Raw genomic sequence first — 23,478 nt, forward strand, 5'->3', positions numbered from 1 at the left:
TAGCTATCCAAAAAATATTGATCATATGATGAATCAATTAAATCTTCATGGGAGTATAAAGTACTTCTCAGATAGACTGCATGCAAAAAGCTGGCCACTAAACTGCTGATAAAAATACGCCATAGTGCTGCTCAATATCATGGAAGTTTTTAATGATATTTGTTGTAAAAATAATTCTGCGCTAAAGCCAACCTCTTTTATTTTTTAATCTAATTTTTCGAATGATGTGTTCTATTAAAATTTAAAAAATCTATGTTTTACATATAGATTTAAGCAAATAAAGTTTGTAATATTTAATTCCATAAAAAAAATATGGGTTTATTCATTAAGAGAATATGCTTATTTAATGAGCGAAAAAATAATACGACTTTACTAAGTAAATTGATGAGGTTCATAGATGGAATGGAATGAAAGTTACAATATTGGAATTGAGGTGATTGATCATCAACATCGCCAGATTCTGGACTATATAAATGCTTTAGAGTAGGTCAAAAGTACCGGAGATCGCGATAAAATCCGGGAGGTTTTAGATGATTTGATCGACTATACCCAGTCACATTTCAGCTTTGAGGAAAACCTGCTGGAACAGGTGAGTTATCAATATTTGCCCTCACATCGCGGCATACATGAATTATTTGTCAAAAAATTGAATGATTATCGTCTGAAGTTTGAGCAAGGTCAGTCCATTGAAAAAGATTTGTATCTTCTTCTGTCCAAATGGCTCATCAACCATATTCAGCACGATGATCAGGATTATGTCGAAGCAGTACGGGACAATATGCTGAGCTACCTGCGAACGCAGGAGAAGAAAAAAGGCAAAGGCTGGTTCGCGCGTTTCTTTAGTTAGGCACTCGAGGATGCAAACAAGCTTTGACCGCACATTTCAGCAATGGCCTGCAAGATCAGATGTTCAGGGTTCTCTCTGGACATCCCTTTGATTGCAGCATCGATCCGGATCAAAAGCTGAGGCCAGCTTAAAAAGCGCTGTGGACTTAAACGACGCAAGGCTTGCTGATATAAGCTCACTTTAGTTTTCCAGATACCGATTTGTAAGGCATTTTGTGGCTGTTCAAATAATTGCATCAATAGACGCATTTCTTTACTGATACTCCACAAAATCAGACTCATCGGTTCACCAGACGCAACTAGATACTGAAAGATCTTAATTGATTGCGCCAGATTCCCATTCAGCAAGGCATCACTCAGATCATAGGTGCTGTAACGGGACTGATCCTGCAAGCAGGCATATAGATGGTCAATCTGGATGATATCCACTTCAGCAAAGGTGTCTGCTACGCGCATCAGGCTATTTTTGGCTGCCAGCAAATTGTGCTCATGATGCTGCTCTAGCCATTGCCAGGCGTCATTGGCCAGCTTAATTCCCAGTTTTTCCGCTTCAATCCCGAGGATCTGTTGACGATCTTTTGGGTAGTTCGCTACCAGTGATACATTTACGCCATTGGCATCAATGGTCTGAAAAAAACTGGATTTCAGGCTGCTGGCATCCTGCTTCGGCATGACCACCAAGAGCAGATTATCACTGTCCTGCTGCAGATAGCTTTTTAATAGTTTGAGACCGCTGGCATCCGGTTTGATATTGCCATGCACTTCAATTGCCAGTTGGCTAGAAAATAATGACAGGCTGTTTAAAGCATTAAAGACATTTTTCCAGTCAGAGGCAGAGCTAATATCATAACGCTGGCGTTCAACTTCACGGTTTTGCCAGCTGCTACGGAAAGCATCTACCAGATTCTGTTCCAGTAAAGGCTCCTGACCATGCAACACCCAGGCACCGCGAGCTTCATTGACACGTTTTAATGCCTGGAGGTAGTCAAGTTTCATTGGGTCGTCTTATTGGGCTGGTTGAGTCGAAGTTTCTGGTTTTGCCAATGGCAAACGATTCGATGAAATTTGACGGGCAATCTGCTGGGCCACATCATCAATCAGGACCTGATTTAAGAATTTTTGTTCCTGGTCATCCGTATTCACGGTTTCAATATCATATTGATAGGTACGGGTCGCGATTACGGTACGAGGTTCAGTCACCGGATTGCCTTGTGCATCTTCGATTCGGAAAGTCACATTCAGACGCAATAAGGTTTCCACCAGTTTGCCATTCAATTCTAGACGGCGAGGGGTGTAATCTAGGACACGTAAGACATAAGCATCAGGTGCATTACTCAGCTGTACTCCAGCAGCACCCAGATAAACAGCCAGTTTTTCCTGAAGATCTTCAGTATTGTCAGGCAGGGCCAGACTCATGACTGAGTAAGCTACAGGTGCGGAACTCGGATTGGTTCCTTTTAAATGAAAGCCGCAGCCAACGAGGCCTGCACTTAGACCACAAGTTAAAACAATTGCTGCTAAACGTTTGCCTAAATGCATGAGTATCCTCTTTTTCCCTCAGGGAAATATTTGAAATCCTGAACCGGATTGTAAAGTCAAAGCCCGTTGGCTGGCAACGGGCTTTGTTTGGAATTGTTTTTTAATCCCTCCCTACCTCCCTTTAAAAAAGGGAGGAGACCTCATTTTCTTATTTGAGTTGGGAAGTCCCCCTTTTATAAAGGGGGATTTAGGGGGATTAAATTAAACCACCAAGTTCACTAACTTATTCGGCACCACAATTTCTTTCTTGGTTGGACCAGTCAAGAATTGCTGAACTTCAGGCAAGGCTTTGGCTTGAGCAAGAATGTCATCTTTAGATGCATCTACAGACACTTCAAGTTTGCCACGAAGTTTACCGTTCACCTGAACCACGATGGTTTGTGTATTACGAGTCAATGCAGATTCATCCACTTGTGGGAACTGCGCTTGAGTTAACTCAATCCCAAACTGAGCCAATAAAGTCTGGCTTAAGTGCGGTGCAAATGGTGCCAATAAAGTAAGAAGCGTAGTGATTGATTCACGTGCTACAGCAACGTCATTATCATCTTTCGCTTCAAACTTGTTGTTCGCATTTAACAGTTCCATCATTGCTGCAATCGCAGTGTTGAATGCGTGACGACGTTCGATGTCATCACCCACTTTCTGGATGGTTTCGTGAGTCTTACGACGTAAATCTTGCGCAGCTGTAGAAAGAGCGGCTTTATCGAATTCAGTCGCAGCATTGCCTTTTTCAAGGAAACCGGTTGCCAAACGCCATACACGTTTCAGGAAGCGGTTTGCACCTTCAACGCCGGCATCAGACCATTCAAGTGATTGATCAGGTGGGGCTGCGAACATCATGAACACACGTGCAGTGTCTGCGCCGTATTGGTCAATAATCGCTTGCGGATCGATACCGTTGTTTTTCGATTTCGACATTTTTTCCTGACCGCCAACAATGACGTCCTGACCATCACCTTTGTATTTCGCAGAAGTGATACGGCCTTTTTCATCGCGTTCAAGTTCGATGTCGGCAGGGTTAAACCATGTTTTCTTGCCTGATTCAGATTCGCGGTAATAGGTATCCGCAAGCACCATACCTTGAGTGAGCAAGTTAGTGAACGGCTCGTTACCTTGTACCACGCCTTCGTCACGCATCAATTTGTGGAAGAAACGTGCATAGAGCAAGTGCAGAATCGCGTGTTCAACACCACCGATGTATTGGTTTACAGGAAGCCAAGTTTGACCTGCTTCAGGTTTTACCATGCCATCTGTAAAGTCTGGAGATGCATAACGTGCATAGTACCAAGATGATTCTACAAATGTATCTAATGTATCTGTTTCACGATGCGCATCGCCACCACAGCAAGGACAAGTGGTTTCGTAGAATTCAGGCATCTTGTTTAGTGGATTACCTGAACCGTCTGGAACAACGTCAGTCGGAAGTACCACAGGAAGTTGATCTTCAGGTACCGGCACTTGACCGCACTTGTCACAGTTGATCATTGGAATTGGACAACCCCAATAACGCTGACGAGATACACCCCAGTCACGTAGACGGAATTGAACTTTTACATTCGCAAGACCTTGTGGTTCAAGTTTCGCCAAGAATGCATCAAATGCGCCTTGGAAGTCTAAACCGTCAAATTCGCCTGAATTAACCAGTTTACCGTCTTTAGAGCCGTACCATTCTTGCCATTGAGTTGCGTCAAAGTCTGTATTTTCTGCACCTTTGGCATCAATCACTTGCTTGATGGTTAAGCCATATTTATTGGCAAATTCGAAGTCACGTTCATCATGTGAAGGCACCGCCATCACCGCACCTGAACCGTAAGACATAAGCACGTAGTTTGCGATCCAAACAGGAACTTCTTCACCTGTTACAGGGTGTTTCACAGAAAGACCTGTTGCCATGCCTTTCTTCTCAGCAGTCGCAAGATCCGCTTCTGCCACAGAACCCATACGGCATTCTTCGATGAATGCTTGAAGCTCAGGATTATTTTCCGCAGCTTTTAACGCCATTGGGTGTTCTGCTGCAACTGCAACATAAGTTACACCCATCAATGTGTCGGCACGCGTGGTAAATACAGTTAAACCGTCTGCATAGACTTCCGGATTCGCTGAAGGGAAGGTGATTTCCATACCTTGTGAGCGACCAATCCAGTTGCGTTGCATAGTCAGGACTTGTTGTGGCCAGCCGTCTTTCAGTGTTTCAAGATCGTCCAGTAATTCTTGCGCATAATCAGTGATGCGGAAGTAGTACATTGGAATATCACGTTTTTCAACCAATGCACCTGAACGCCAGCCGCGACCATTTTCAACCTGTTCATTGGCAAGAACTGTTTGGTCTACTGGGTCCCAGTTGACTGTAGAAAGTTTACGGTAGATCAGGCCTTTTTTATAAAGCTGAACGAATAGCCATTGTTCCCAGCGATAGTATTCTGGTGTGCAGGTTGCGAATTCACGATCCCAATCTACAGACAGGCCAAGTTTCTTCAACTGATTACGCATGTAATCAATATTTTCGAAAGTCCATTTTGCAGGAGCGACCTGGTGTGCAATGGCAGCGTTTTCCGCAGGAAGACCGAAAGCATCCCAACCCATGGGTTGTAATACAGTTTCGCCTTTTAGACGGTGAAAGCGGCTGATCACGTCACCAATCGTATAGTTACGCACATGACCCATATGCAGTTTGCCACTTGGGTAAGGGAACATCGAGAGGATATAACGACGTGGACCTTCTACAGTGTCGGCAACTTTAAAGGCTTTGCGAGATTCCCAGTCCTGTTGGACTTGAGGCTCAATCGCACTGGCTTGATATTCTGAGTCAATGTGAGTAGTCATATACGTAATACAAGAGAACGGTTAAAAAAATATAAGGCACAGCATAGCGCAAAATGCACCTAAAAGTGAATTTTGCGGATGGTATTCTGCAGGAAAAATCTAAATTGGCAGACGAGTATGATTAGAAGGCTACACGCTCAGACTGACCACGTTGTAAAGCTTCATTGGCTTCACGCTGTTGCTGCTCATTTTCAGAAACGACAGGCACAGCTGCAGATGAGTTTGAGTTACCCGTTTCGGTCTGGTTCTCATTTTCGGTTGTTCTTGCTGGGGTAGGGGCGGAATTGTTCCAGCCATAGGTTTCTACTTTGCTTTTGTGCTTGGCATTTTTAGGAGGCGGGGTTTTAGTGTAGTGAGTCACGCCTTTGGCATCGACCCATTTATAATATTCAATCGCTAAAGCAGAGCTGCTTGCTACACCTAAAACAAGCGTAGTGGCAAAACTTAATGCGGTCAGGAAAGATCTTTTCATGAGTAAAAGTCCTGAAAATTTCAAGCGGTTAAATAGAGTTGTTATTGTAGAGAATTTTTTGCCATAAGATGATTTTTAATTCAATTAATTTTGTGATCAATAGCGGTCTTATGTTTCAAGCTAATGCTAAAAAAGAGTAATTTTATATAAAAAGAAATTTATTTATAAACAGTTGCATTGAATTTCTTAAAAATTCATTCAATTTTTTTATATAAGACATATTAAAAATTTATAAAATTAAAGTTTTAAGTATATGAAATTTATTAATTTAAATTAAAATTTTAAAGCTAAAAATCATAGTTAAAGTCGAAATTGTCTGTAAAAGCAGCAAATTTCAGACGTATAAACAATAATAGCCTGTTTTTTAAACTTGACTTTAAAGGCTGAAAACACAAGAATGCAGCAATAGTTTTATATGCCTTAGATCGATCACCCTTCGAATAAGTGTCATGTCATGCAATGGGCAATTTTTCTAGCCGAAAAATTGAACAAAGCGAACAAAATATGTTTACCCCAACATGTTTTAGATCTTGTATTGCTCGAACAGCAGGTAGATCGGATTTTTTATTCCTATTGCTTTGAAAACTATGAAATTTGTGTGCTATAACAGTGCAGACAGTTAATGAATGAACACTGCAAATGTCTCCCATTTGTGCAGTGAATAATATAGGGTGAATCACGTTGGAACTTCTATCTGGTGGTGAAATGCTCGTTCGCGCATTAGCGGATGAAGGCGTTGAACATGTTTTTGGATATCCAGGCGGCGCAGTACTGCATATTTATGATGCGCTATTTCAACAAGACAAAATTAATCATTACCTCGTACGTCACGAACAAGCTGCCGGTCACATGGCGGATGCTTACTCACGCGTAACAGGTAAAACTGGTGTTGTGCTGGTCACTTCTGGCCCAGGTGCGACCAATACTGTTACACCAATTGCAACGGCTTATATGGATTCCATTCCAATGGTGATCCTGTCTGGTCAGGTTGCAAGCCATTTAATCGGTGAGGATGCGTTCCAAGAAACTGATATGGTCGGTATTTCTCGCCCAATCGTGAAGCACAGCTTCCAGGTTCGCCATGCCAGCGAAATTCCTTCAATTATCAAAAAAGCATTCTATATCGCGTCATCTGGCCGTCCAGGTCCAGTTGTAGTTGATATTCCTAAAGATGCAACCAACCCAGCAGAGAAATTTGCTTACGAATATCCTGAAAAAGTGAAGATGCGTTCGTATCAACCACCATATCGTGGTCACTCAGGTCAAATCCGTAAAGCGATTGATGAACTGATTCATGCGAAACGCCCAGTCATTTACTCAGGCGGCGGTGTGGTTCAGGGCAATGCTTCAGCACAATTAACTGAGCTTGCACATCTATTGGGTTACCCAGTTACGAATACCCTGATGGGTCTTGGCGCATTCCCGGGCGATGATCCACAGTTCATCGGCATGTTGGGTATGCACGGAACTTACGAAGCAAACATGACCATGCACAATGCAGACGTAATTCTGTGTGTAGGCGCGCGTTTTGATGACCGTGTAACCAATAACCCGGCGAAATTCTGTCCGAATGCCAAAGTCATTCACATTGACATCGATCCGGCGACCATTTCTAAAACCATCATGGCGCACATTCCAATCGTGGGTGCAGTAGAACCTGTGCTGAACGAAATGCTGAACCAGTTGAAGCAAATGAATGTGTCCAAGCCAAATCCTGAAGCGATTGCGGCATGGTGGAAACAGATTGATGAATGGCGTCAGGTTCATGGCTTGAAGTTTGATGTACCAACTGATGGTTCTATGAAGCCACAGCAAGTGGTTCGTGCTCTAGACAAAGTCACCAATGGTGAAGCGATCATCACGTCTGACGTTGGTCAGCACCAGATGTTCGGCGCATTGCACTATCGCTACAAGCGTCCTCGTCAATGGATCAACTCTGGTGGTCTAGGTACGATGGGTGTAGGTCTGCCATATGCGATGGCGGCTAAGCTTGCATTCCCGGATCAGCAAGTAGTTTGTATTACTGGTGAAGCGTCTATTCAGATGTGTATTCAGGAACTTTCTACCTGTAAGCAATATGGCTTGAACGTGAAAATCCTGTGCCTGAACAACCGTGCCTTAGGTATGGTGAAACAGTGGCAGGACATGAACTACGAAGGTCGTCACTCTAGCTCTTATGTAGAGTCTTTACCTGACTTTGCAAAATTGATGGAAGCTTATGGTCATGTAGGTATTCAGATTGACCATGCGGACGAGCTTGAGTCTAAGCTTGAAGAAGCGATGGCAATCAATGATAAGTGCGTATTTATTAACGTAATGGTTGACCGTACAGAACACGTATATCCAATGCTGGTTGCGGGTCAATCGATGCAGGATATGTGGTTAGCAAAAGGGGAGCGCACGAAATGAGACATATTATCTCTGTACTCGTAGAAAACGAAGCAGGCGCGCTTTCTCGCTTGGTGGGTTTATTCTCACAACGCGGCTACAACATTGAAACATTGAACGTTGCGCCAACTGAAGACCCAACACTTTCACGTCTGACTTTGACGACTTATGGTGATGATCACAAGATCGAACAGATCACTAAACAGCTGAACAAGCTGGTAGAAGTGGTTAAAGTGGTGGATCTGTCTGAAGGTGCACACATTGAACGTGAGTTGATGCTGATCAAAGTGAAAGCTTTAGGTGCAACCCGTGATGAAATCAAACGTACGACCGATATTTTCCGTGGTCAGGTGGTTGACGTAACGCCAACAACTTACACGATTCAAATCGCGGGTACGACTGAAAAAATCGACGGTTTTATTGATGCATTAGCAGAAAACACGATTTTGGAAGTGGTGCGTTCAGGCGTGTCGGGTATCGCACGCGGTGAAAAAGTACTAACCATCTAAATTTTTTAAATTATTTCCTCATCCTAATAAGAAGGGGCTTCAGGCAATGTGATCAAGGATCATTGCCTGATGAAACGGACACACAAGCATTTAAGCGGAGACAGCAATGCAAATTTTTTACGATAAAGACTGCGACTTATCTATTATCCAATCTAAGAAAGTAGCAATCATTGGTTATGGTTCACAAGGTCACGCACACGCGCTTAACCTTAAAGATTCTGGCGTTGACGTAACTGTTGGTCTACGCGCGAATTCTACTTCTTGGAAAAAAGCTGAAAACGCTGGTCTTAAAGTTGCTGAAGTTCCTGCTGCTGTAGCTCAAGCTGACGTAGTCATGATCTTGACTCCAGATGAGTTCCAAGCTCAACTTTACCGCGACGTGATCGAGCCAAACATCAAAGAAGGCGCGACTCTAGCATTTGCTCACGGTTTCTCTGTTCTTTACAACCAAGTTGTTCCACGTAAAGACCTAGACGTAATCATGGTTGCGCCTAAAGCTCCTGGTCACACTGTACGTTCTGAATACCAACGTGGTTCAGGGGTTCCTGACTTAATCGCGATCCACCAAGATGCTTCTGGTAATGCACGTAACGTTGCGCTTTCTTACGCTTCAGGCGTAGGTGGTGGCCGTACTGGTATCATCGAAACTTCTTTCCGTGAAGAAACTGAAACTGACTTGTTCGGTGAGCAAGCGGTTCTTTGTGGTGGTGCTGTTGAACTGGTTAAAATGGGCTTCGAAACTCTGGTTGAAGCTGGTTATGCGCCTGAAATGGCTTACTTCGAATGTCTACACGAACTTAAATTGATCGTTGACTTGATGTTCGAAGGCGGTATCGCTGACATGAACTACTCAGTATCTAACAATGCTGAATACGGCGAATACGTAACTGGCGTTGAAGTCATCAACGAACAGTCTCGTGAAGCAATGCGTAATGCGCTTAAACGTATCCAATCTGGTGAATATGCGAAGATGTTTATCCAGGAAGGTGCGTTGAACTACCCATCTATGACTGCTCGTCGTCGTCAAAACGCTGCACACGGTATTGAACAAACTGGTGCTAAATTGCGTGCAATGATGCCATGGATTCAAGCAAACAAAATCGTTGATAAAGAGAAAAACTAATTTCTTGAATCATTTGATTTGAATGCGAAAACCCACTCACTAGAGTGGGTTTTTTTTATATAGTCGAATAATAATTTAAATAAATATAAAAAGATAAGATGAAAGATCGAACTGAATTTTTAATATAGAAAATCATATCTATGCTTGGACTGAAGTAGGAGTAGGTGATCAAGAGTTTGAGCAATATGCATTCGAATTAAAAAATACCAAAACTTCATGGCAGCAAATCCAAACAATTATTTATCGTGATGTATTGTGGGGTAGTTGGCTTTCATTAAGTTTGTGGTTAGCTGTTTTAATTTTATTGCTTAGAGCAGCTTTGTTGGTTGACTGGGGATTTGAAGATAAAAGGTTATCTCAAAAAATAAATCATATTCAAAAATGGCAACTATTTTACAAGTTGAATTCATTGGCATGGATCAGGTATTTAATCGGTTATTAGTTGAGCATAAGTATAGTAAAGAAATTGAAAAGGTAGATGGAACAGACATAAAGCATCAGCAAGTTTGATAATGTAAGAAATGCTAAGCTCCCATAAATCAATTCATAAAACAGTCACACCTTAATTTCATACTTGATCAAAAGTATGGATAGTTATATCTCATTAACTTTTAAATGCCTGGGAATAACCAAATTTTGATTAAGACCAAGGCAGAAAGTGGCTCATAGATACATTTTCACCAAAGTCTTGGGTGTTATAACTGCATTATACTCGAAGCACAATCGATCCTTCTCAGGTTTTGTTAAAGGCTAGATAATTATTCCTAAAGAATGAATTGAATGTGGTGATCCAAACTTATTTCAATAAATATCAGTACACATAAATCATCTATTAACAGTTCAGGGATAGGTCGGATTGAAAGGTTAAAAATATAGTGCAGGAGGCGATGGCCAGCGGTAGAGCAGTGATCGCTAATGATCATGGATGTACTATTTACAGGTGCAACATGATCGGACAGGTTGGCTGAGTAGGGTGGGATAGTGGCAAGAATTCATCTGTTAGATGTCTGAATTAAGCGATTTATAACGATTACAGAAGGATGCGGACATTAACAAACTAAAAAGGTGAATGGCGATTATCTTATGCGTCAATTTGAACAAGCTCTATTTTTCAGTCGTACCAAACCTGAAATACAGGGCATAAAACAATAAGAGCTCTACAATGAAATTTCAGAATGCAAAATTAAAATTTTTAGAAATTGATTTAAAAGGCTGCATTTATCTTAATCATTTTTCACATTCAGAACGCATTGCAGCTTTTTTTAAGATCATTAGCCGGTTGGGCAATGGCGTATTCTGGTATTTGATGCTGATTGCCGTCTGGCTGATTCAGGGTTTGATGTATACCTTGCAGATTGTTTATCTGGTGTTTGGTAGTATGGTCGGAACCTTGATCTATAAACTGCTAAAAACCAAAACAGTACGGCCACGTCCTTATCAGGTGCATCAGGTGATTCGGCTCTGTGAGCATCCGCTGGATCATTTTAGTTTTCCTTCGGGACATACCTTGCATGCAGTGATGGTGACCATCGTGCTGGGTTATATCGTGCCTTTCTTGCTGTTTTTAATGTTGCCATTTGCCATTCTAGTTGCGATCTCTCGAATGGTTTTAGGCTTGCATTATCCAAGTGATGTGGCGGTAGGAGCCATATTAGGCGCACTGGTAGCCACCATGATTGTATTTACGGCACCTTTTTTTAATATCATGTTGTAAAAAATCACGAGATGATCTGGCAAAGGCTCGCAGAATTTTGCAAATTTGCTAAAGTACTACATCACAGTAAATAGGCTTAGGAATAGATATGGGTTTACGTTGGACAGATACCCTCGATATCGCGATTGAATTGTATGAAGCGCATCCAGACGTGGATCCGCAATGGGTTCGCTTTACCGACCTGCATGCCTGGGTATGTGCACTTCCTGATTTTGAAGACGATCCAACCAAATCAACCGAAGGGCTTCTGGAAGCCATTCAAATGGCATGGATTGACGAAGCACGTTAATTGCCAGTTTGAAAAAAGCAATTTTTTTACAGTTTAAAGGCAGAAAAAAGTCCATTATTCGGTATAATGCGGCAAATTTTCATGTCAACAATTGACTTAAGGAGCCAATCATGGCTATTGAACGTACATTATCTATCGTAAAACCAGACGCAGTTGCTAAAAACCACATCGGTGACATCTTTGCTCGTTTCGAAAAAGCAGGTCTTAAAATCGTTGCGACTAAAATGAAACACCTGACTCAAGCTGAAGCTGAAGGCTTCTACGCTGAGCACAAAGAACGTGGTTTCTTCGGTGACCTAGTTGCATTCATGACTTCTGGTCCAGTTGTTGTTTCAGTTCTTGAAGGCGAAAACGCTGTTCTTGCTCACCGTGACATCCTTGGCGCGACTAACCCTAAAGAAGCTGCTCCTGGTACAATCCGTGCAGACTTCGCTGTAAGCATCGACGAAAACGCTGCTCACGGTTCTGACTCTGTAGCATCTGCTGACCGCGAAATTAACTACTTCTTCGCGCAAACTGAGATTGCTCCACGTACTCGTTAATACGCAGTATTCAAACCAGATAAGTGTTATTATACTTATCTGGTTTTTTTATTCTCTGAATAATTCTTTGCTCAGATATTGAGCTTCTCCTTTCATCTTTAGACATGGTTTAGGTATACACATGAGTACTGAAGTGGTCGCTACATCAGCAGTTTCTGATGCACAGCAACAATCTCCGTCCACTCCTGCACAGCAAAATTCTGTGGAAAAAGTGAACTTACTAGGCATGTCACGTCCGCAAATGGAAAAATTCTTCGAAGATATGGGCGAGAAGAAGTTCCGTGCCGGTCAGGTGATGAAATGGATTCATCAGTATTTCGTGACTGATTTTGCCGAGATGACCAATATCTCGGGCAAGCTGCGTGAAAAACTGGAAAAGATTTGTGAAATTAAATCGCCAGAAGTGGTGCATAAAAACTATTCCAAAGACGGTACGCGTAAATGGGTGTTTCGTGTCGGTGATGGTGACGGTTCTCTGGTTGAAACCGTGTTGATTCCGGCAGAAGACAAAACCGGCTCACGTAAGACCCTGTGCATTTCTTCACAAGTGGGCTGTGCCCTAGACTGTTCATTCTGTTCAACCGGTAAGCAAGGTTTCCAGCGTGACTTGTCTCAAGCTGAAATCATTGGTCAGTTATGGATGGCCAACTACTCCTATATGGAAGAAGTGCCTGTGGCTGAGCGTGAGCGTTCAGTGACCAATGTGGTGATGATGGGTATGGGCGAGCCACTGCTGAACTATGACGCTGTATTAAATTCTATGCGCATCATGCTGGACGATTTTGCTTATGGCATGTCTAAACGCCGCGTAACGCTTTCAACGTCTGGTGTCGTACCGAAGATTGACCAATTGGCGCAAGATATTGATGTGGCTTTGGCGATTTCATTACACGCAACCAATGACGAGCTGCGTAATGAACTGGTGCCAATCAACAAAAAATATCCGCTAGAGCAGCTTATTGCCGCTTGTCAGCGCTACATCACTAAAGATGGTAATGAAAGTGCGCGTAAGCACGTGACTATCGAATACGTAATGCTGGATGGCGTAAATGACAAACCTGAACATGCCCAGCAGATGATCAAGCTGCTCAAAGATCTGCCAAGCAAGATTAACCTGATTCCATTTAACCCGTTCCCGCATGCGCCATATGGCCGTTCAAGCCGTAACCGGATTATTTCTTTCCAAAAAACTTTGTCTGATGCCGGTTTTGTGTGTACGATTCGTCAGACACGTGGTGATGATATCGACGCTGCGTGTGGACAACTGGTAGGACAAGTTGCTGACCGTACCCGTCGTGCGGAACAGTGGAAAAAGAAAATTGCGCAGTCCAATGAGATTATGCGCTCACAAGGATAACAAGAGGTCGCCAATTGAGTAGTCTGACATCTAAACTTGCTTTGGTTTCAGTAGTATGTGGGTCTTTGGTTTTAACTGCGTGTCAAACGCCAGATCTAGGTCAGAAGGATCCGGAAAAAGCCACCAAGGTTCGTACTCAGTTGGCGGTTGAATATCTTAAAAACGGTGATCTGGATTCAGCCAAACGTGCGCTGGATCAGGCACTGGAAACTAATCCGCGTGATTCGCAAGCCAATATGATGATGGGGGTGCTGCTTCAGCAGGAAGGCAGTAAACCTAATCTTGAAAAAGCCGAAGGTTATTTCAAGCGTGCAATTTCGGCAGATCCAAAGAATGCCCAGGCACGAAATAACTACGGCACCTATTTATATCAGCTTGAGCGCTATAAAGATGCGATTGAGCAGTTCGAAATTGCTGGCGCAACTTTAGGTTATGACCAGCGATTTCGTGCCCTTGAAAATATGGGGCGGATTTACCTGAAACAGGATGATCTGGTGAATGCTGAAAAAGCCTTCAAACAGGCACTACAGGCTAATCGCGCTTCGTATATATCAATGTTAGAGTTGGCAGAAATTTTTTATCTGAACCAGCAGTTCCCGGCCGCGACTCAAATGTATGAACAGTTTGTACGTGGCGTGGGGCAGAAAAACCAGAGTGCCCGTGCGCTCTGGATTGGCATTCGCACTGCGCGTGCCAGTGGCGATCAGTTAGGCATGCAGGTATTGGTGAATCAATTACGTGCATTGTTCCCTGAAAGCCCGGAATACCAACGTTATTTGCAATTACAGTACAGTACTGAGGCCGTATGGAAGTAAATCCTAATTCAGATTCGAATAATTCGAGCGTAGCTCCAAACGCGTTAGGAAATGTTCAGCGTCCAGGCGAGTACTTACGCAAGATTCGTATTAATCAGCAACGTGAGCTTGAAGACGTTGCCAGAGAACTCAATATTCCGGTAAAAACCCTGAATGCCTTGGAAAAGGATGATTATAAATCCTTGCCTGAAGCGACTTTTATTAAGGGTTATTACCGCACCTATGCCAAATATCTCGGTGTCGATGCTTCTAGCCTGATTCAGCGTTTTGATGAAATTTATGCCAATGATACCGGTATGGTTGCAACGCATGCTCTGAAAGATTCTCCAATCAAGATCATGGGTAAATTGCCAGGATCAAAGCGTGATCGTAACCGCAAATGGTTAAAACGCGGTCTGATTGCGCTGGTCGTAGTACTGATCTTGGGTGCACTGGTCGCCATGATCCAGAACTGGTCAGAAAGCAGTTCAAATAATGCTGAAGTTGCTGACACTTCTTCTGATGTTGAGATTTTGAATCTGGATGCCGGTGCTGCCATGTCCGGTGATCAGCTTAAGCTTGATTTTAGCCGTCCAACCTCTGTGCATATTGTAGATGCAGGCGGTAACGTGCTGGCCACTGGCCGTCAAGCGTCTACTATAGAGCTGAGCGGTGAAGCGCCATTCCAGATCCGGCTGGATGATGCGACAGCAGTATCACTCAGTTTAAATAATGAAAGTATTGCATTGTCACCTTATACGGTTAACGGAAAAGCAGATTTCCGTTTATCACGTTAATGGTGAGCAGATAGGGCGAAATCATGATCGTAAATCCAATTCAGCGCCGTCCAACACGTAAAATCCGTGTCGGTTCTGTCTATGTCGGTGGTGATGCACCGATCACTGTTCAGTCAATGACCAATACTGAAACCTGCGATGTCGCAGCAACTGTTGCACAAATTCAGCGTTGTGTAGATGCAGGTGCGGATATCATGCGTGTCTCTGTCCCAAGTATGGAGGCAGCGGCTGCATTTGGTGAAATCCGTAAGCAAGTCGACGTACCACTGGTTGCAGATATTCACTTCGACTATAAGATTGCGCTGGCTGTTGCTGATCTGGGTGCAGACTGTTTGCGTATTAACCCGGGTAATATCGGTTCAGAAGCCAAGATTCGTGAAGTCGTGGCGGCTGCACGTCATAACGACATTTCCATGCGTATTGGCGTGAATGCCGGTTCACTGGAAAAAGATATTCAAAAGAAATATGGCGAGCCAACAGGTGAAGCATTGCTGGAATCTGCGATGCGTCATATCGACATTCTGGATCGTCTGAATTTCCATGAATTTAAAGTATCGGTCAAAGCATCAAACGTGTTTTTGACGATGGATGCCTATCGTCTGCTATCTAAACAGATTGATAATCCATTGCACTTGGGTGTGACTGAGGCAGGTGTGTATCGTACCGGTTCAGTGAAATCAGCGATTGCTCTTGGTGGTCTACTGATGGAAGGCATTGGCGATACCATGCGTATTTCTCTGGCAGCTGAGCCTGAAGAAGAAATCAAGATTGGTTTTGATATCCTGAAATCGCTGGGTCTTCGTTCTAACGGAATTAATTTCATTGCCTGCCCAAGCTGTTCACGTCAGGAATTTAACGTGATTAAAGTGATGCAGACCCTTGAAGAACGTTTGGAAGATGTCCGTGTTCCGATGGATGTGTCTGTAATTGGCTGTAAAGTGAATGGTCCGGGCGAAGCCAAAGAAGCCGATATCGGTGTAGTAGGTGCAAGTCCGCGCTCACTGGTGTATCGTAATGGTGAAAAGAGCCATTTAATCGATACCAATCAACTGGTTGATGAAATCGAATCAATGGTTCGTCAACGTGTTTCCGAGCTTGAAGAAGCCAAATCAAAAGAAATTATTCGCACAAGTTTTTCTGAGTAGATCATGAGTTCAATCGTCGCAATCAAAGGTTTTAATGACATTCTCCCAACGCAAACCCCAGCTTGGAGACGTCTTGAACAGCATCTGTCAGGTCTGATGGATGCCTATGGCTATCAACAGATCCGTTTGCCGATAGTTGAACAGACTAATCTGTTTAAACGTTCGATTGGTGATGCCACAGATATCGTTGAAAAAGAAATGTACACCTTCCTAGACAAAGGTAATCCGCCTGAGTCTCTGACTTTACGTCCTGAAGGAACAGCGGGCTGTGTACGTGCGATGCTGGAACATAACCTGCTTCGTGGTGCGACCCCGAAAGTCTGGTATATCGGACCGATGTTCCGTTATGAAAAACCGCAAAAAGGCCGTTATCGTCAGTTCCACCAGTTTGGCGTGGAAACATTTGGTGTGGCAACGCCTGATCAAGATGCAGAACTGATCCTGATGACAGCACGTCTTTGGAAACGTATGGGCGTTGCTGACAAAGTTCAACTCGAACTGAATACATTGGGCGAGTCTGATGAACGTGCAGCGTATCGTGCGGCACTGGTAGAGTTCCTGCAAGCGCATAAAGCGGATCTGGATGAAGATTCTCAGCGCCGTCTGACGACTAATCCACTGCGTATTTTGGATTCGAAAGATGCCAAAACTCAAAGTATCCTAGAAAATGCGCCAAAACTTCATGACTTTATGGGTGAAGAAACACTGGCACACTTTAACCAGTTGCAACAGTATTTGTCAGATGCCGGTATCAGCTTTGTCATCAATCAGAAACTGGTACGTGGTCTGGACTACTACAACAAAACCGTATTTGAATGGACTACGACTCATTTAGGTTCACAAGGTACTGTGTGTGCCGGTGGTCGTTATGATGGCTTAGTCGGTCAATTGAAAGGCAAAGCGGATCAATCTGTGCCTGCAGTTGGTTTCGCGATGGGGATGGAGCGTTTATTGCTTCTACTGGAACAGGTTGAAGATAATACGCCAGTACGTGATTGCGAAGTATTCCTGGTTGCCGATCCTGCTTCTCAAGGTAAAGCACTGGTATTGGCCGAACAGATTCGTGATCAATTGGAAGCTGCAGGCAGTAATATTCGTCTGAAAGTCGGCTCACAAGGTTCAATGAAGTCGCAAATGAAAAAAGCCGATCAAGCCGGTGCTTTATATGCGGCCATTATCGGTGAGCGTGAACTTGAAGCACAAAGCTTTACGGTGAAAGAGCTGGCGACTGCAGAGCAATCTACTGTGCCATTTGCAGACTTTGTCGCATTTTTCAGTACTAAAATTTCTTCAAAATAATCGATAAAACATTAGGAAAAAGGTAATCGCATGAGCGCAATGACTGATGATGAACAACTTGAAAGTTTAAAATCCTTCACGAAGAAGTATGGTTCTTCGATCATTATCGGGATTCTGGTTGCGCTGATTGCCTTTTTCGGATGGGAATATTGGCAGAAGAAAAACCTGGCGGAATCGCAAATGCAGACTGCCAAGGTTCAGCAACTGATGGATGAAGCACAGGCTGCAGATGGTGATGCTTTTGCCAAGCTATCTGAAACTGCAGACAAGATTGTCAAAGAAGCGCCAGATTCAGCTCAAGCGATTCAAACCCAGTTGGTCATGGCGAAACTGGCTTATGACAAGCAGGATTACGCTGCCGCTGAGAAAGCATTACAAAAAGTTGAAAACTCTAAAGTTGATGATAAAGGCTTGGTTCAGGTCGTTAAATTGCGTCTGGCTTATGCACAATTAGCACAGAAAAAATATGATGCAGCCCTGAAAACTTTGGATGCAGTGACTGAACCTGCATTTAAAGCAACCGCCGATGAAGCACGTGGCGATATCTATGTTGCCAAAAATGATATTGAAAATGCCAAAAAAGTATATCAAAGTGCATGGGATGCTTTGATTGAACGTAAAGAAGAACGTCAAATTTTACAAATTAAGCTCGAAAGCGTAGGCGTGTTGGTCGATGACCCGGAAATCGAACGCCCAATTATAGAAACACAAGTGGAAGAAGCTGAATGAACAGAACATATAAAATCACCTGTGCTTTAACTGTTTTAACTCTTGCACTCGCTGGCTGTGCGGGTAAGACCAATAAAGTACCAGAAGTAAAACCGAATCCACTTCCAAAAATCAGTCAGACTAAAACACTTGTTCCTGTATTTTCGACCAGTGTTTCTTCAACAGAGAAGGCTGATCCGCTACGTTTACGTCTGGATGCGGATAACGGAGTCGTATTTGCGATCGACCCTAAAGGTGAAGTCACTGCTTTTAATGGCAAGCAGCGCCTGTGGCAGAAAAAAGTCAGCAAAGATACGTTAAGCTCTGGCGTTGAAGCCGCTGATGGGATCGTGGTGGTTGGCAGCAACAAAGGCCAACTGATCGCACTGGATCAGCAGACTGGCGAACAACGCTGGACTGCACAATTGACTGGTGCCATCTTGGCGCCTTCTTTGATTCATGCAGGTCGCGTAATTACTGTCACTAATGACGGTACTGTATATGCTCACGAAGTGGCCTCAGGCGCTCAGGTCTGGACCTATGATTTACCGAATGTCCAGTTTAGCCTGCGTGGCATGGCGGCTCCGGTGCCTTTAGATGCGCGTAATGTATTGATTGCGACTTCAAATGCTTATATTTATGCAATCGATGCCTTAAGTGGTGTGCCTAAATTGCAGCGCCGTGTTGCAATCTCGGATGGTCGTTCGGACATTCAGCGTTTGATCGATATTGACGGTGATCCTGTCGTAGCAGGTCAGTTTATTGTGACCACCAGCTATCAAGGTCAGGTGACTGTATTTGATCTGGCTTCACAACAGGTGATCTGGAGCGAAGATGCCAGCAGTATCCAGCGTCCGGAAGTGGTGGGCAATGGCGTCTTCGTTGCCCAAACTGATGGTAAAATCAGTGCTTATGAAATTACCACTGGTCAGCCTTTATGGGAAAATGATCAGTTGTTGAATCGTCAGCTGAGCAATCCGGTAATGCTCGGAACTGAGCTTGTCGTAGGTGATCTGGACGGAGTATTGCACCTGCTGGATCCATCAACAGGGCAGATTATTGGCCGTGCTAAAACTTCTGGTGAAGTGCGTCATTTACGTGTAATTGACAACCAGCTCTATGTTTCGACTCGCAAGGGTGCATTAAGCATCTGGCAGAATCGTTAATTTTTGTTTGGCTTATGCTAAAATAAGCCAACCGTATTTTTTACGCGGGGTGATTGAATGTTCAATGCCCCGTGTTTTTATTTATTTTAGGCTTTAATCCTATTCCCTTTTTCTTCCAAAACTTTCTGATGTTCAGGCCATTTTTAGACAGCCTGATATTGAATAAAGGTTAATCTATGAAACCCGTAATTGCGCTCATTGGTCGTCCGAACGTCGGAAAATCAACTCTGTTTAACCAGATAACCAAGAGCCGTGACGCATTGGTGGCAGACTTTGCTGGTCTGACACGCGACCGTAAATATGGTGATGCGATCTATCAAAACAAATCTTTCATTGTCGTGGATACTGGTGGTATCGGTGAAAATGAAGGCGGTATTGACTCCTACATGGCTGAGCAGTCTAAAACTGCGATCCATGAAGCCGACATGATCATTTTTGTGGTCGATGCACGTGCCGGACTACTGGCATCTGATGAACAGATCGCTCGTGAACTGCGTACTTTGGGCAAGAAAGTTTTTCTTGTAGCTAACAAAGTTGATGGTGTGCATGCTGAAGCTGCTCTGGTTGAGTTTTATAAGCTCGGTATGGGCGAGCCTATGCAAGTGGCTGCTAGCCATGGCCGTGGCGTACAGCAAATGCTGGAAGAAGTACTTGAAGATGTGCCTGAAGATGAAAGCCCGGAAGAGCATGACAAGAATACTGGTCTACGTCTTGCAATTATTGGTCGTCCAAACGTAGGTAAATCGACACTGGTAAACCGTTTATTGGGTGAAGAGCGTGTTGTGGCTTTTGACCAGCCAGGTACAACGCGTGACTCAATTTATATTCCTTTTGAGCGTGATGGTCGTCAATACACCCTGATTGATACCGCTGGGGTACGCCGTAAAGGTAAGGTTGATGAAATGATTGAGAAATTCTCAATCGTGAAAACCTTGCAGGCGATGAAAGATGCGCACGTAGTGGTGATCGTGGTGGATGCCCGTGAAGGCATTGTAGAGCAGGATTTGCACCTGATCGGTTATGCATTGGAAGCTGGCCGTGCCATGGTGATTGCGATCAATAAATGGGACAACATGTCCGAATATGATCGTAAACAATGTAAGCTCGATGTAGAGCGTCGTTTTGACTTTATTCCTTGGGCGAAAATCCACCTGATTTCTGCGCTACATGGTACAGGTGTGGGTGAGATGTATCCATCGATTCACCGTGCTTATGATTCTTCACATCTGAAAGTATCACCAGCGAAGCTAACCCAGATTCTAAATGATGCCACTGAAGCGCACCAACCACCTACTGTACAAGGTCGTCGCATCAAGATGCGTTATGCGCATATGGGCGGACAGAATCCACCGACTATCGTGGTTCATGGTAATAAGGTAGATAAGACACCTGCAGATTATCGCCGTTACCTGGAAAACGTATTCCGTAAAGTTTACAAACTTGAAGGTACACCAGTAAAAATTGAATTTAAAACCTCAGAAAACCCATTTGAAGGTCGCAAGTCACAGCTGGATGAACGTACTGCTGCGCGTCGCCGTCGTTATGTACAGAAATTCAAGAAAGCCGAGAAAAAATTTAAACGTGGTTAATTGCCATAGTTAAATAAAAAAGCCTGCGAAAGCAGGCTTTTTTATTTATTCATTTTTTAGATTGAGCATTTTTTTGCTTTTTGATAAATACGGATATTTTCAAGATTAGCTAAAGCTACGTCAGCATCGGCTTGAGACGCGGCAATATTATTTTGATTATTATTGCCAGTAAAAGCATTGGTAATTTCAGTTGCGCGCGCAACTGTTTGTGATTGACCTGCAAAAGCAGATAGCGCACCACTTGCAATACCTGCTAATTTAGAAACAGGATTATTGGCTTGAGCATTCGCTTGGTTTAGTGCATTTTGACTTGCTTCTAAGGTGCGTTCAAAGCTGCGCGCTTCTACTGCCAAATCTGTACAATCTAAACCTTTTAAGTATGTTGTTGAGTAGACACCGTTATTTTGATTTGAAGCATTATTATAATTAGAAGCATAAGCACGATCTGCACGTGCAACAGCAGCATTCGCCTGTGCGCGGCTACGCTCCATATTTGCTTCAGCTTGATCCATGATTGCACCGTTTCTAGCTCCCATAACTGCAGTAGCAGCTTCTAGCCAGGAGCCAGCTTGTGTTGAAAATGATAGTGCAGCAATTGTCGTACTGAATATGATTCGCTTAAACATATGACCCTCTGTTTTTCTATGTATAAAATTGTGGTTGGATTGTAACTATTTTTTATTCGATTAAAAATAGTTTGAAAGCTCAATTATTTATTTTGATTTACAGTATATTTTATTGTTTTATTTAAGTTTTATTAAAATATATTTTAAGATATTACCTATAGTTTGTCAGAGAGGCAATCAGGTTGATTTATACTGAAGGCCCTAAAAGTAACATTTTTTATAAGGGCGACTATTTTTGAAGTCTATTATTCATATTGATTGGATCGCGCTGGCACCACGACTTAGACATTTACAAGACTTAGATCGGAAAACCTATATTCAGCAGCGTAAACAATTAATTTATAACTATCGTAATCAGTTGCTAGCTGCACATTTAGGTTGTGTTATTGACCAGCAGGACTTTACTACAACCGAATACGGCAAACCTTATCTTTCAGCCCATCCTGACTTTGGCTTTAATCATACGCATAGCCAGAATTTTTATGCATTAGCAACAAGCAAAAATATTCAGAATTTGGGAATTGATATCGAAGAACTTAATCGAAATGTACGTTTTGAAGGCTTAGCCCAACACGCTTTTCATCCTGAAGAGCTGAAACAGTGGCAGGCATTAAATTATAATCCTGAATACTGGTTTAAAGTCTGGACCACTAAAGAGGCGGTCCTAAAAGCCTCAGGACTCGGAATCCGGATAAACCTGAATGAGCTGAATACCCAAATCCATTCACATCAGGATGGGGGACGTTGTGAACATCCAAAAATTGGAATTTATGCCTATCAAAACTATATCTTAGCGGGCTGCATGCTCACTGTGGCCTGGCAAAGTGAGCATTCCTGTAAAGGTCTAAGATTTCCAACGATTCAGATTCATCAAGCTTTTTGAAAGTGAAGTAAACCCAAAATATTTCTTATTGTTTGGCAATCATTAAATTACTCAGGCGATTAACGAACTGCGGACTCATTCGAGATAAGTGAAATAAAAATTTGCTCTTGAATCCGACTGGATGATGCGTCACTTGCCAGATCGAATCTTTTAGCTGTGCCAATTTGAAAATATCTTGTGCAACATCCTCAGCTTTTAAATGCACGCCCATTTTTTTGATACTTTCAGCCTGCATATCTTTCACCATTGCAGTGCTAACAAAAAGCGGCATCACATCGAATACCCGAATGCCATATTTTTGCCATTCGATATCTAGTCCTTCAGTCAAACCACGAACCGCAAATTTGGTGGTTGCATAGGAAGCCAAATCCGCTTGGCCATAAATCGCTGAGGCTGAAGACAGGTTAATGACCCGGGCAAAGGAAGCCTGCTTTAAGTAGGGCAAAGCAGCATGACAGCCATTCAGGACGCCTTTGATATTCACGTCAAGGGTGCGATGGTGATCGGTAATATTGGTTTCTTCAAAAGGACCGGAATATAAAATCCCGGCATTATTTACCAGAATATTGATTTCACCGGCCCAAGATGCGAATTCAGATAGAGCAGTCTCCCATGACGCATAATCGGTTACATCCAGAAAGCCGGCTTTGGCATGTTCACCGAGTTGCTGGGCCAATTGTTCTGCCTGTTCAAGATTAATATCATAAATTCCGACTTTATAACTTTGCTGGTAAAATAGCCTGGCTGTCGCGGCACCAATTCCTTGTGCTGCACCACTAATCAATATACTGTGCATGTGCTTGATCTCCTTATTGTCTTTTTTTCTTGAGCATAGCAAGAAACAGGCAAAATAATGCGGCTATTTGGTA

21 protein-coding genes and 1 pseudogene are annotated in these 23,478 nt (G+C 43.2%); 16 read left to right on the forward strand and 6 right to left on the reverse strand.

Annotated features, from left to right (window positions below):
* Positions 1–397 precede the first annotated feature (397 nt).
* Positions 398–847: pseudogene (locus FTU00_RS02155) on the forward strand (bacteriohemerythrin).
* Here the strand turns inward: FTU00_RS02155 and holA are convergent.
* The 4 genes from holA to FTU00_RS02175 all read right to left on the reverse strand — a co-directional run bounded on the left by holA (position 844) and on the right by FTU00_RS02175 (position 5,680).
* The gene (holA, locus tag FTU00_RS02160) at positions 844–1,842 is read right to left on the reverse strand and encodes a DNA polymerase III subunit delta (protein WP_180178982.1); all 999 of its coding nucleotides are present in this window, start codon (positions 1,840–1,842) and stop codon (positions 844–846) included. The pseudogene FTU00_RS02155 and the gene holA overlap by 4 nt on opposite strands.
* A gap of 9 nt (positions 1,843–1,851) precedes the next feature.
* Positions 1,852–2,385 (reverse strand): hypothetical protein, encoded by a 534-nt coding sequence (locus FTU00_RS02165; RefSeq protein ID WP_004782084.1) that lies wholly within the window; start codon positions 2,383–2,385, stop codon positions 1,852–1,854.
* Between the two features lie 201 nt (positions 2,386–2,586).
* Positions 2,587–5,208 carry a leucine--tRNA ligase gene (gene leuS / locus FTU00_RS02170; protein WP_180178983.1) on the reverse strand — a complete coding sequence of 874 codons (2,622 nt, stop codon included), beginning with the start codon at positions 5,206–5,208 and terminating at the stop codon, positions 2,587–2,589.
* A gap of 121 nt (positions 5,209–5,329) precedes the next feature.
* Complete coding sequence (locus FTU00_RS02175; protein WP_180178984.1) at positions 5,330–5,680, reverse strand: DUF4124 domain-containing protein; 351 nt, start codon at positions 5,678–5,680, stop codon at positions 5,330–5,332.
* A gap of 681 nt (positions 5,681–6,361) precedes the next feature.
* Here FTU00_RS02175 and FTU00_RS02180 point away from each other — a divergent pair.
* From FTU00_RS02180 to der, 14 genes are all read left to right on the forward strand, one after another.
* On the forward strand, positions 6,362–8,089 hold the full coding sequence (locus tag FTU00_RS02180; protein WP_004782089.1) for an acetolactate synthase 3 large subunit: 1,728 nt from the start codon (positions 6,362–6,364) through the stop codon (positions 8,087–8,089).
* Complete coding sequence (gene ilvN / locus FTU00_RS02185; RefSeq protein WP_004782091.1) at positions 8,086–8,577, forward strand: acetolactate synthase small subunit; 492 nt, start codon at positions 8,086–8,088, stop codon at positions 8,575–8,577. The genes FTU00_RS02180 and ilvN overlap by 4 nt, the downstream gene beginning before the upstream one ends.
* Before the next feature lie 106 nt (positions 8,578–8,683).
* A complete protein-coding gene (gene ilvC, locus FTU00_RS02190; protein ID WP_005232140.1) occupies positions 8,684–9,700 on the forward strand; it encodes a ketol-acid reductoisomerase in 1,017 nt (338 codons plus the stop codon).
* A gap of 1,162 nt (positions 9,701–10,862) precedes the next feature.
* Complete coding sequence (locus FTU00_RS02195) at positions 10,863–11,414, forward strand: phosphatase PAP2 family protein (protein ID WP_004782094.1); 552 nt, start codon at positions 10,863–10,865, stop codon at positions 11,412–11,414.
* An 88-nt stretch (positions 11,415–11,502) separates the two neighbouring features.
* Positions 11,503–11,703: a Fe-S cluster assembly protein IscX gene (gene iscX, locus FTU00_RS02200; protein WP_005232138.1), complete on the forward strand. Its 201-nt coding sequence runs from the start codon at positions 11,503–11,505 to the stop codon at positions 11,701–11,703.
* 110 nt (positions 11,704–11,813) lie between these two features.
* Entirely contained in the window at positions 11,814–12,245 is a 432-nt protein-coding gene (gene ndk, locus FTU00_RS02205; RefSeq protein ID WP_004782097.1) for a nucleoside-diphosphate kinase, read from the forward strand.
* Positions 12,246–12,366: 121 nt separating this feature from the next.
* Positions 12,367–13,602 carry a 23S rRNA (adenine(2503)-C(2))-methyltransferase RlmN gene (rlmN, locus tag FTU00_RS02210; RefSeq protein ID WP_180178985.1) on the forward strand — a complete coding sequence of 412 codons (1,236 nt, stop codon included), beginning with the start codon at positions 12,367–12,369 and terminating at the stop codon, positions 13,600–13,602.
* 41 nt (positions 13,603–13,643) lie between these two features.
* Positions 13,644–14,417, forward strand: a complete 774-nt coding sequence (gene pilW, locus FTU00_RS02215; protein WP_373686152.1) for a type IV pilus biogenesis/stability protein PilW — start codon at positions 13,644–13,646, stop codon at positions 14,415–14,417.
* A complete protein-coding gene (locus FTU00_RS02220; protein WP_180178987.1) occupies positions 14,408–15,193 on the forward strand; it encodes a helix-turn-helix domain-containing protein in 786 nt (261 codons plus the stop codon). The genes pilW and FTU00_RS02220 overlap by 10 nt, the downstream gene beginning before the upstream one ends.
* A gap of 23 nt (positions 15,194–15,216) precedes the next feature.
* Positions 15,217–16,338, forward strand: a complete 1,122-nt coding sequence (gene ispG, locus FTU00_RS02225) for a flavodoxin-dependent (E)-4-hydroxy-3-methylbut-2-enyl-diphosphate synthase (RefSeq protein ID WP_004782104.1) — start codon at positions 15,217–15,219, stop codon at positions 16,336–16,338.
* A gap of 3 nt (positions 16,339–16,341) precedes the next feature.
* Entirely contained in the window at positions 16,342–17,637 is a 1,296-nt protein-coding gene (gene hisS / locus FTU00_RS02230) for a histidine--tRNA ligase (protein ID WP_179992373.1), read from the forward strand.
* Between the two features lie 30 nt (positions 17,638–17,667).
* Positions 17,668–18,366 carry a tetratricopeptide repeat protein gene (locus tag FTU00_RS02235; RefSeq protein WP_005232125.1) on the forward strand — a complete coding sequence of 233 codons (699 nt, stop codon included), beginning with the start codon at positions 17,668–17,670 and terminating at the stop codon, positions 18,364–18,366.
* Positions 18,363–19,511, forward strand: a complete 1,149-nt coding sequence (bamB, locus tag FTU00_RS02240) for an outer membrane protein assembly factor BamB (RefSeq protein ID WP_180002361.1) — start codon at positions 18,363–18,365, stop codon at positions 19,509–19,511. Before FTU00_RS02235 ends, bamB begins: the two co-directional genes overlap by 4 nt.
* 176 nt (positions 19,512–19,687) lie before the next feature.
* Complete coding sequence (gene der, locus FTU00_RS02245; protein WP_004782108.1) at positions 19,688–21,100, forward strand: ribosome biogenesis GTPase Der; 1,413 nt, start codon at positions 19,688–19,690, stop codon at positions 21,098–21,100.
* Between the two features lie 56 nt (positions 21,101–21,156).
* On the opposite strand, the gene FTU00_RS02250 is transcribed toward der, so the two are convergent.
* Positions 21,157–21,726, reverse strand: a complete 570-nt coding sequence (locus tag FTU00_RS02250; RefSeq protein WP_159124108.1) for a hypothetical protein — start codon at positions 21,724–21,726, stop codon at positions 21,157–21,159.
* A 262-nt stretch (positions 21,727–21,988) separates the two neighbouring features.
* On the opposite strand from FTU00_RS02250, the gene FTU00_RS02255 reads away from it, so the two are divergent.
* Entirely contained in the window at positions 21,989–22,609 is a 621-nt protein-coding gene (locus FTU00_RS02255; protein ID WP_373686153.1) for a 4'-phosphopantetheinyl transferase superfamily protein, read from the forward strand.
* A 25-nt stretch (positions 22,610–22,634) separates the two neighbouring features.
* Here the strand turns inward: FTU00_RS02255 and FTU00_RS02260 are convergent, their stop codons facing one another.
* On the reverse strand, positions 22,635–23,405 hold the full coding sequence (locus FTU00_RS02260) for an SDR family oxidoreductase (protein WP_180178989.1): 771 nt from the start codon (positions 23,403–23,405) through the stop codon (positions 22,635–22,637).
* Positions 23,406–23,478 lie beyond the last annotated feature (73 nt).

The organism is Acinetobacter sp. YH12041 (assembly GCF_013419975.1).
Taxonomy (GTDB): Bacteria; Pseudomonadota; Gammaproteobacteria; order Pseudomonadales; family Moraxellaceae; genus Acinetobacter.

Bases quoted from the DNA above. Each gene is read 5' to 3' on its own strand.
- ispG (WP_004782104.1), top strand. From the start codon at position 15,217: ATGATCGTAAATCCAATTCAGCGCCGTCCAACACGTAAAATCCGTGTC.
- der (WP_004782108.1), top strand. From the start codon at position 19,688: ATGAAACCCGTAATTGCGCTCATTGGTCGTCCGAACGTCGGAAAATCA.
- FTU00_RS02175 (WP_180178984.1), bottom strand. From the start codon at position 5,680: ATGAAAAGATCTTTCCTGACCGCATTAAGTTTTGCCACTACGCTTGTT.
- FTU00_RS02260 (WP_180178989.1), bottom strand. From the start codon at position 23,405: ATGCACAGTATATTGATTAGTGGTGCAGCACAAGGAATTGGTGCCGCG.
- hisS (WP_179992373.1), top strand. From the start codon at position 16,342: ATGAGTTCAATCGTCGCAATCAAAGGTTTTAATGACATTCTCCCAACG.
- FTU00_RS02165 (WP_004782084.1), bottom strand. From the start codon at position 2,385: ATGCATTTAGGCAAACGTTTAGCAGCAATTGTTTTAACTTGTGGTCTA.
- rlmN (WP_180178985.1), top strand. From the start codon at position 12,367: ATGAGTACTGAAGTGGTCGCTACATCAGCAGTTTCTGATGCACAGCAA.
- FTU00_RS02195 (WP_004782094.1), top strand. From the start codon at position 10,863: ATGAAATTTCAGAATGCAAAATTAAAATTTTTAGAAATTGATTTAAAA.
- iscX (WP_005232138.1), top strand. From the start codon at position 11,503: ATGGGTTTACGTTGGACAGATACCCTCGATATCGCGATTGAATTGTAT.
- ilvC (WP_005232140.1), top strand. From the start codon at position 8,684: ATGCAAATTTTTTACGATAAAGACTGCGACTTATCTATTATCCAATCT.
- FTU00_RS02250 (WP_159124108.1), bottom strand. From the start codon at position 21,726: ATGTTTAAGCGAATCATATTCAGTACGACAATTGCTGCACTATCATTT.
- leuS (WP_180178983.1), bottom strand. From the start codon at position 5,208: ATGACTACTCACATTGACTCAGAATATCAAGCCAGTGCGATTGAGCCT.
- holA (WP_180178982.1), bottom strand. From the start codon at position 1,842: ATGAAACTTGACTACCTCCAGGCATTAAAACGTGTCAATGAAGCTCGC.
- FTU00_RS02235 (WP_005232125.1), top strand. From the start codon at position 17,668: ATGAGCGCAATGACTGATGATGAACAACTTGAAAGTTTAAAATCCTTC.
- ilvN (WP_004782091.1), top strand. From the start codon at position 8,086: ATGAGACATATTATCTCTGTACTCGTAGAAAACGAAGCAGGCGCGCTT.
- ndk (WP_004782097.1), top strand. From the start codon at position 11,814: ATGGCTATTGAACGTACATTATCTATCGTAAAACCAGACGCAGTTGCT.
- FTU00_RS02220 (WP_180178987.1), top strand. From the start codon at position 14,408: ATGGAAGTAAATCCTAATTCAGATTCGAATAATTCGAGCGTAGCTCCA.
- bamB (WP_180002361.1), top strand. From the start codon at position 18,363: ATGAACAGAACATATAAAATCACCTGTGCTTTAACTGTTTTAACTCTT.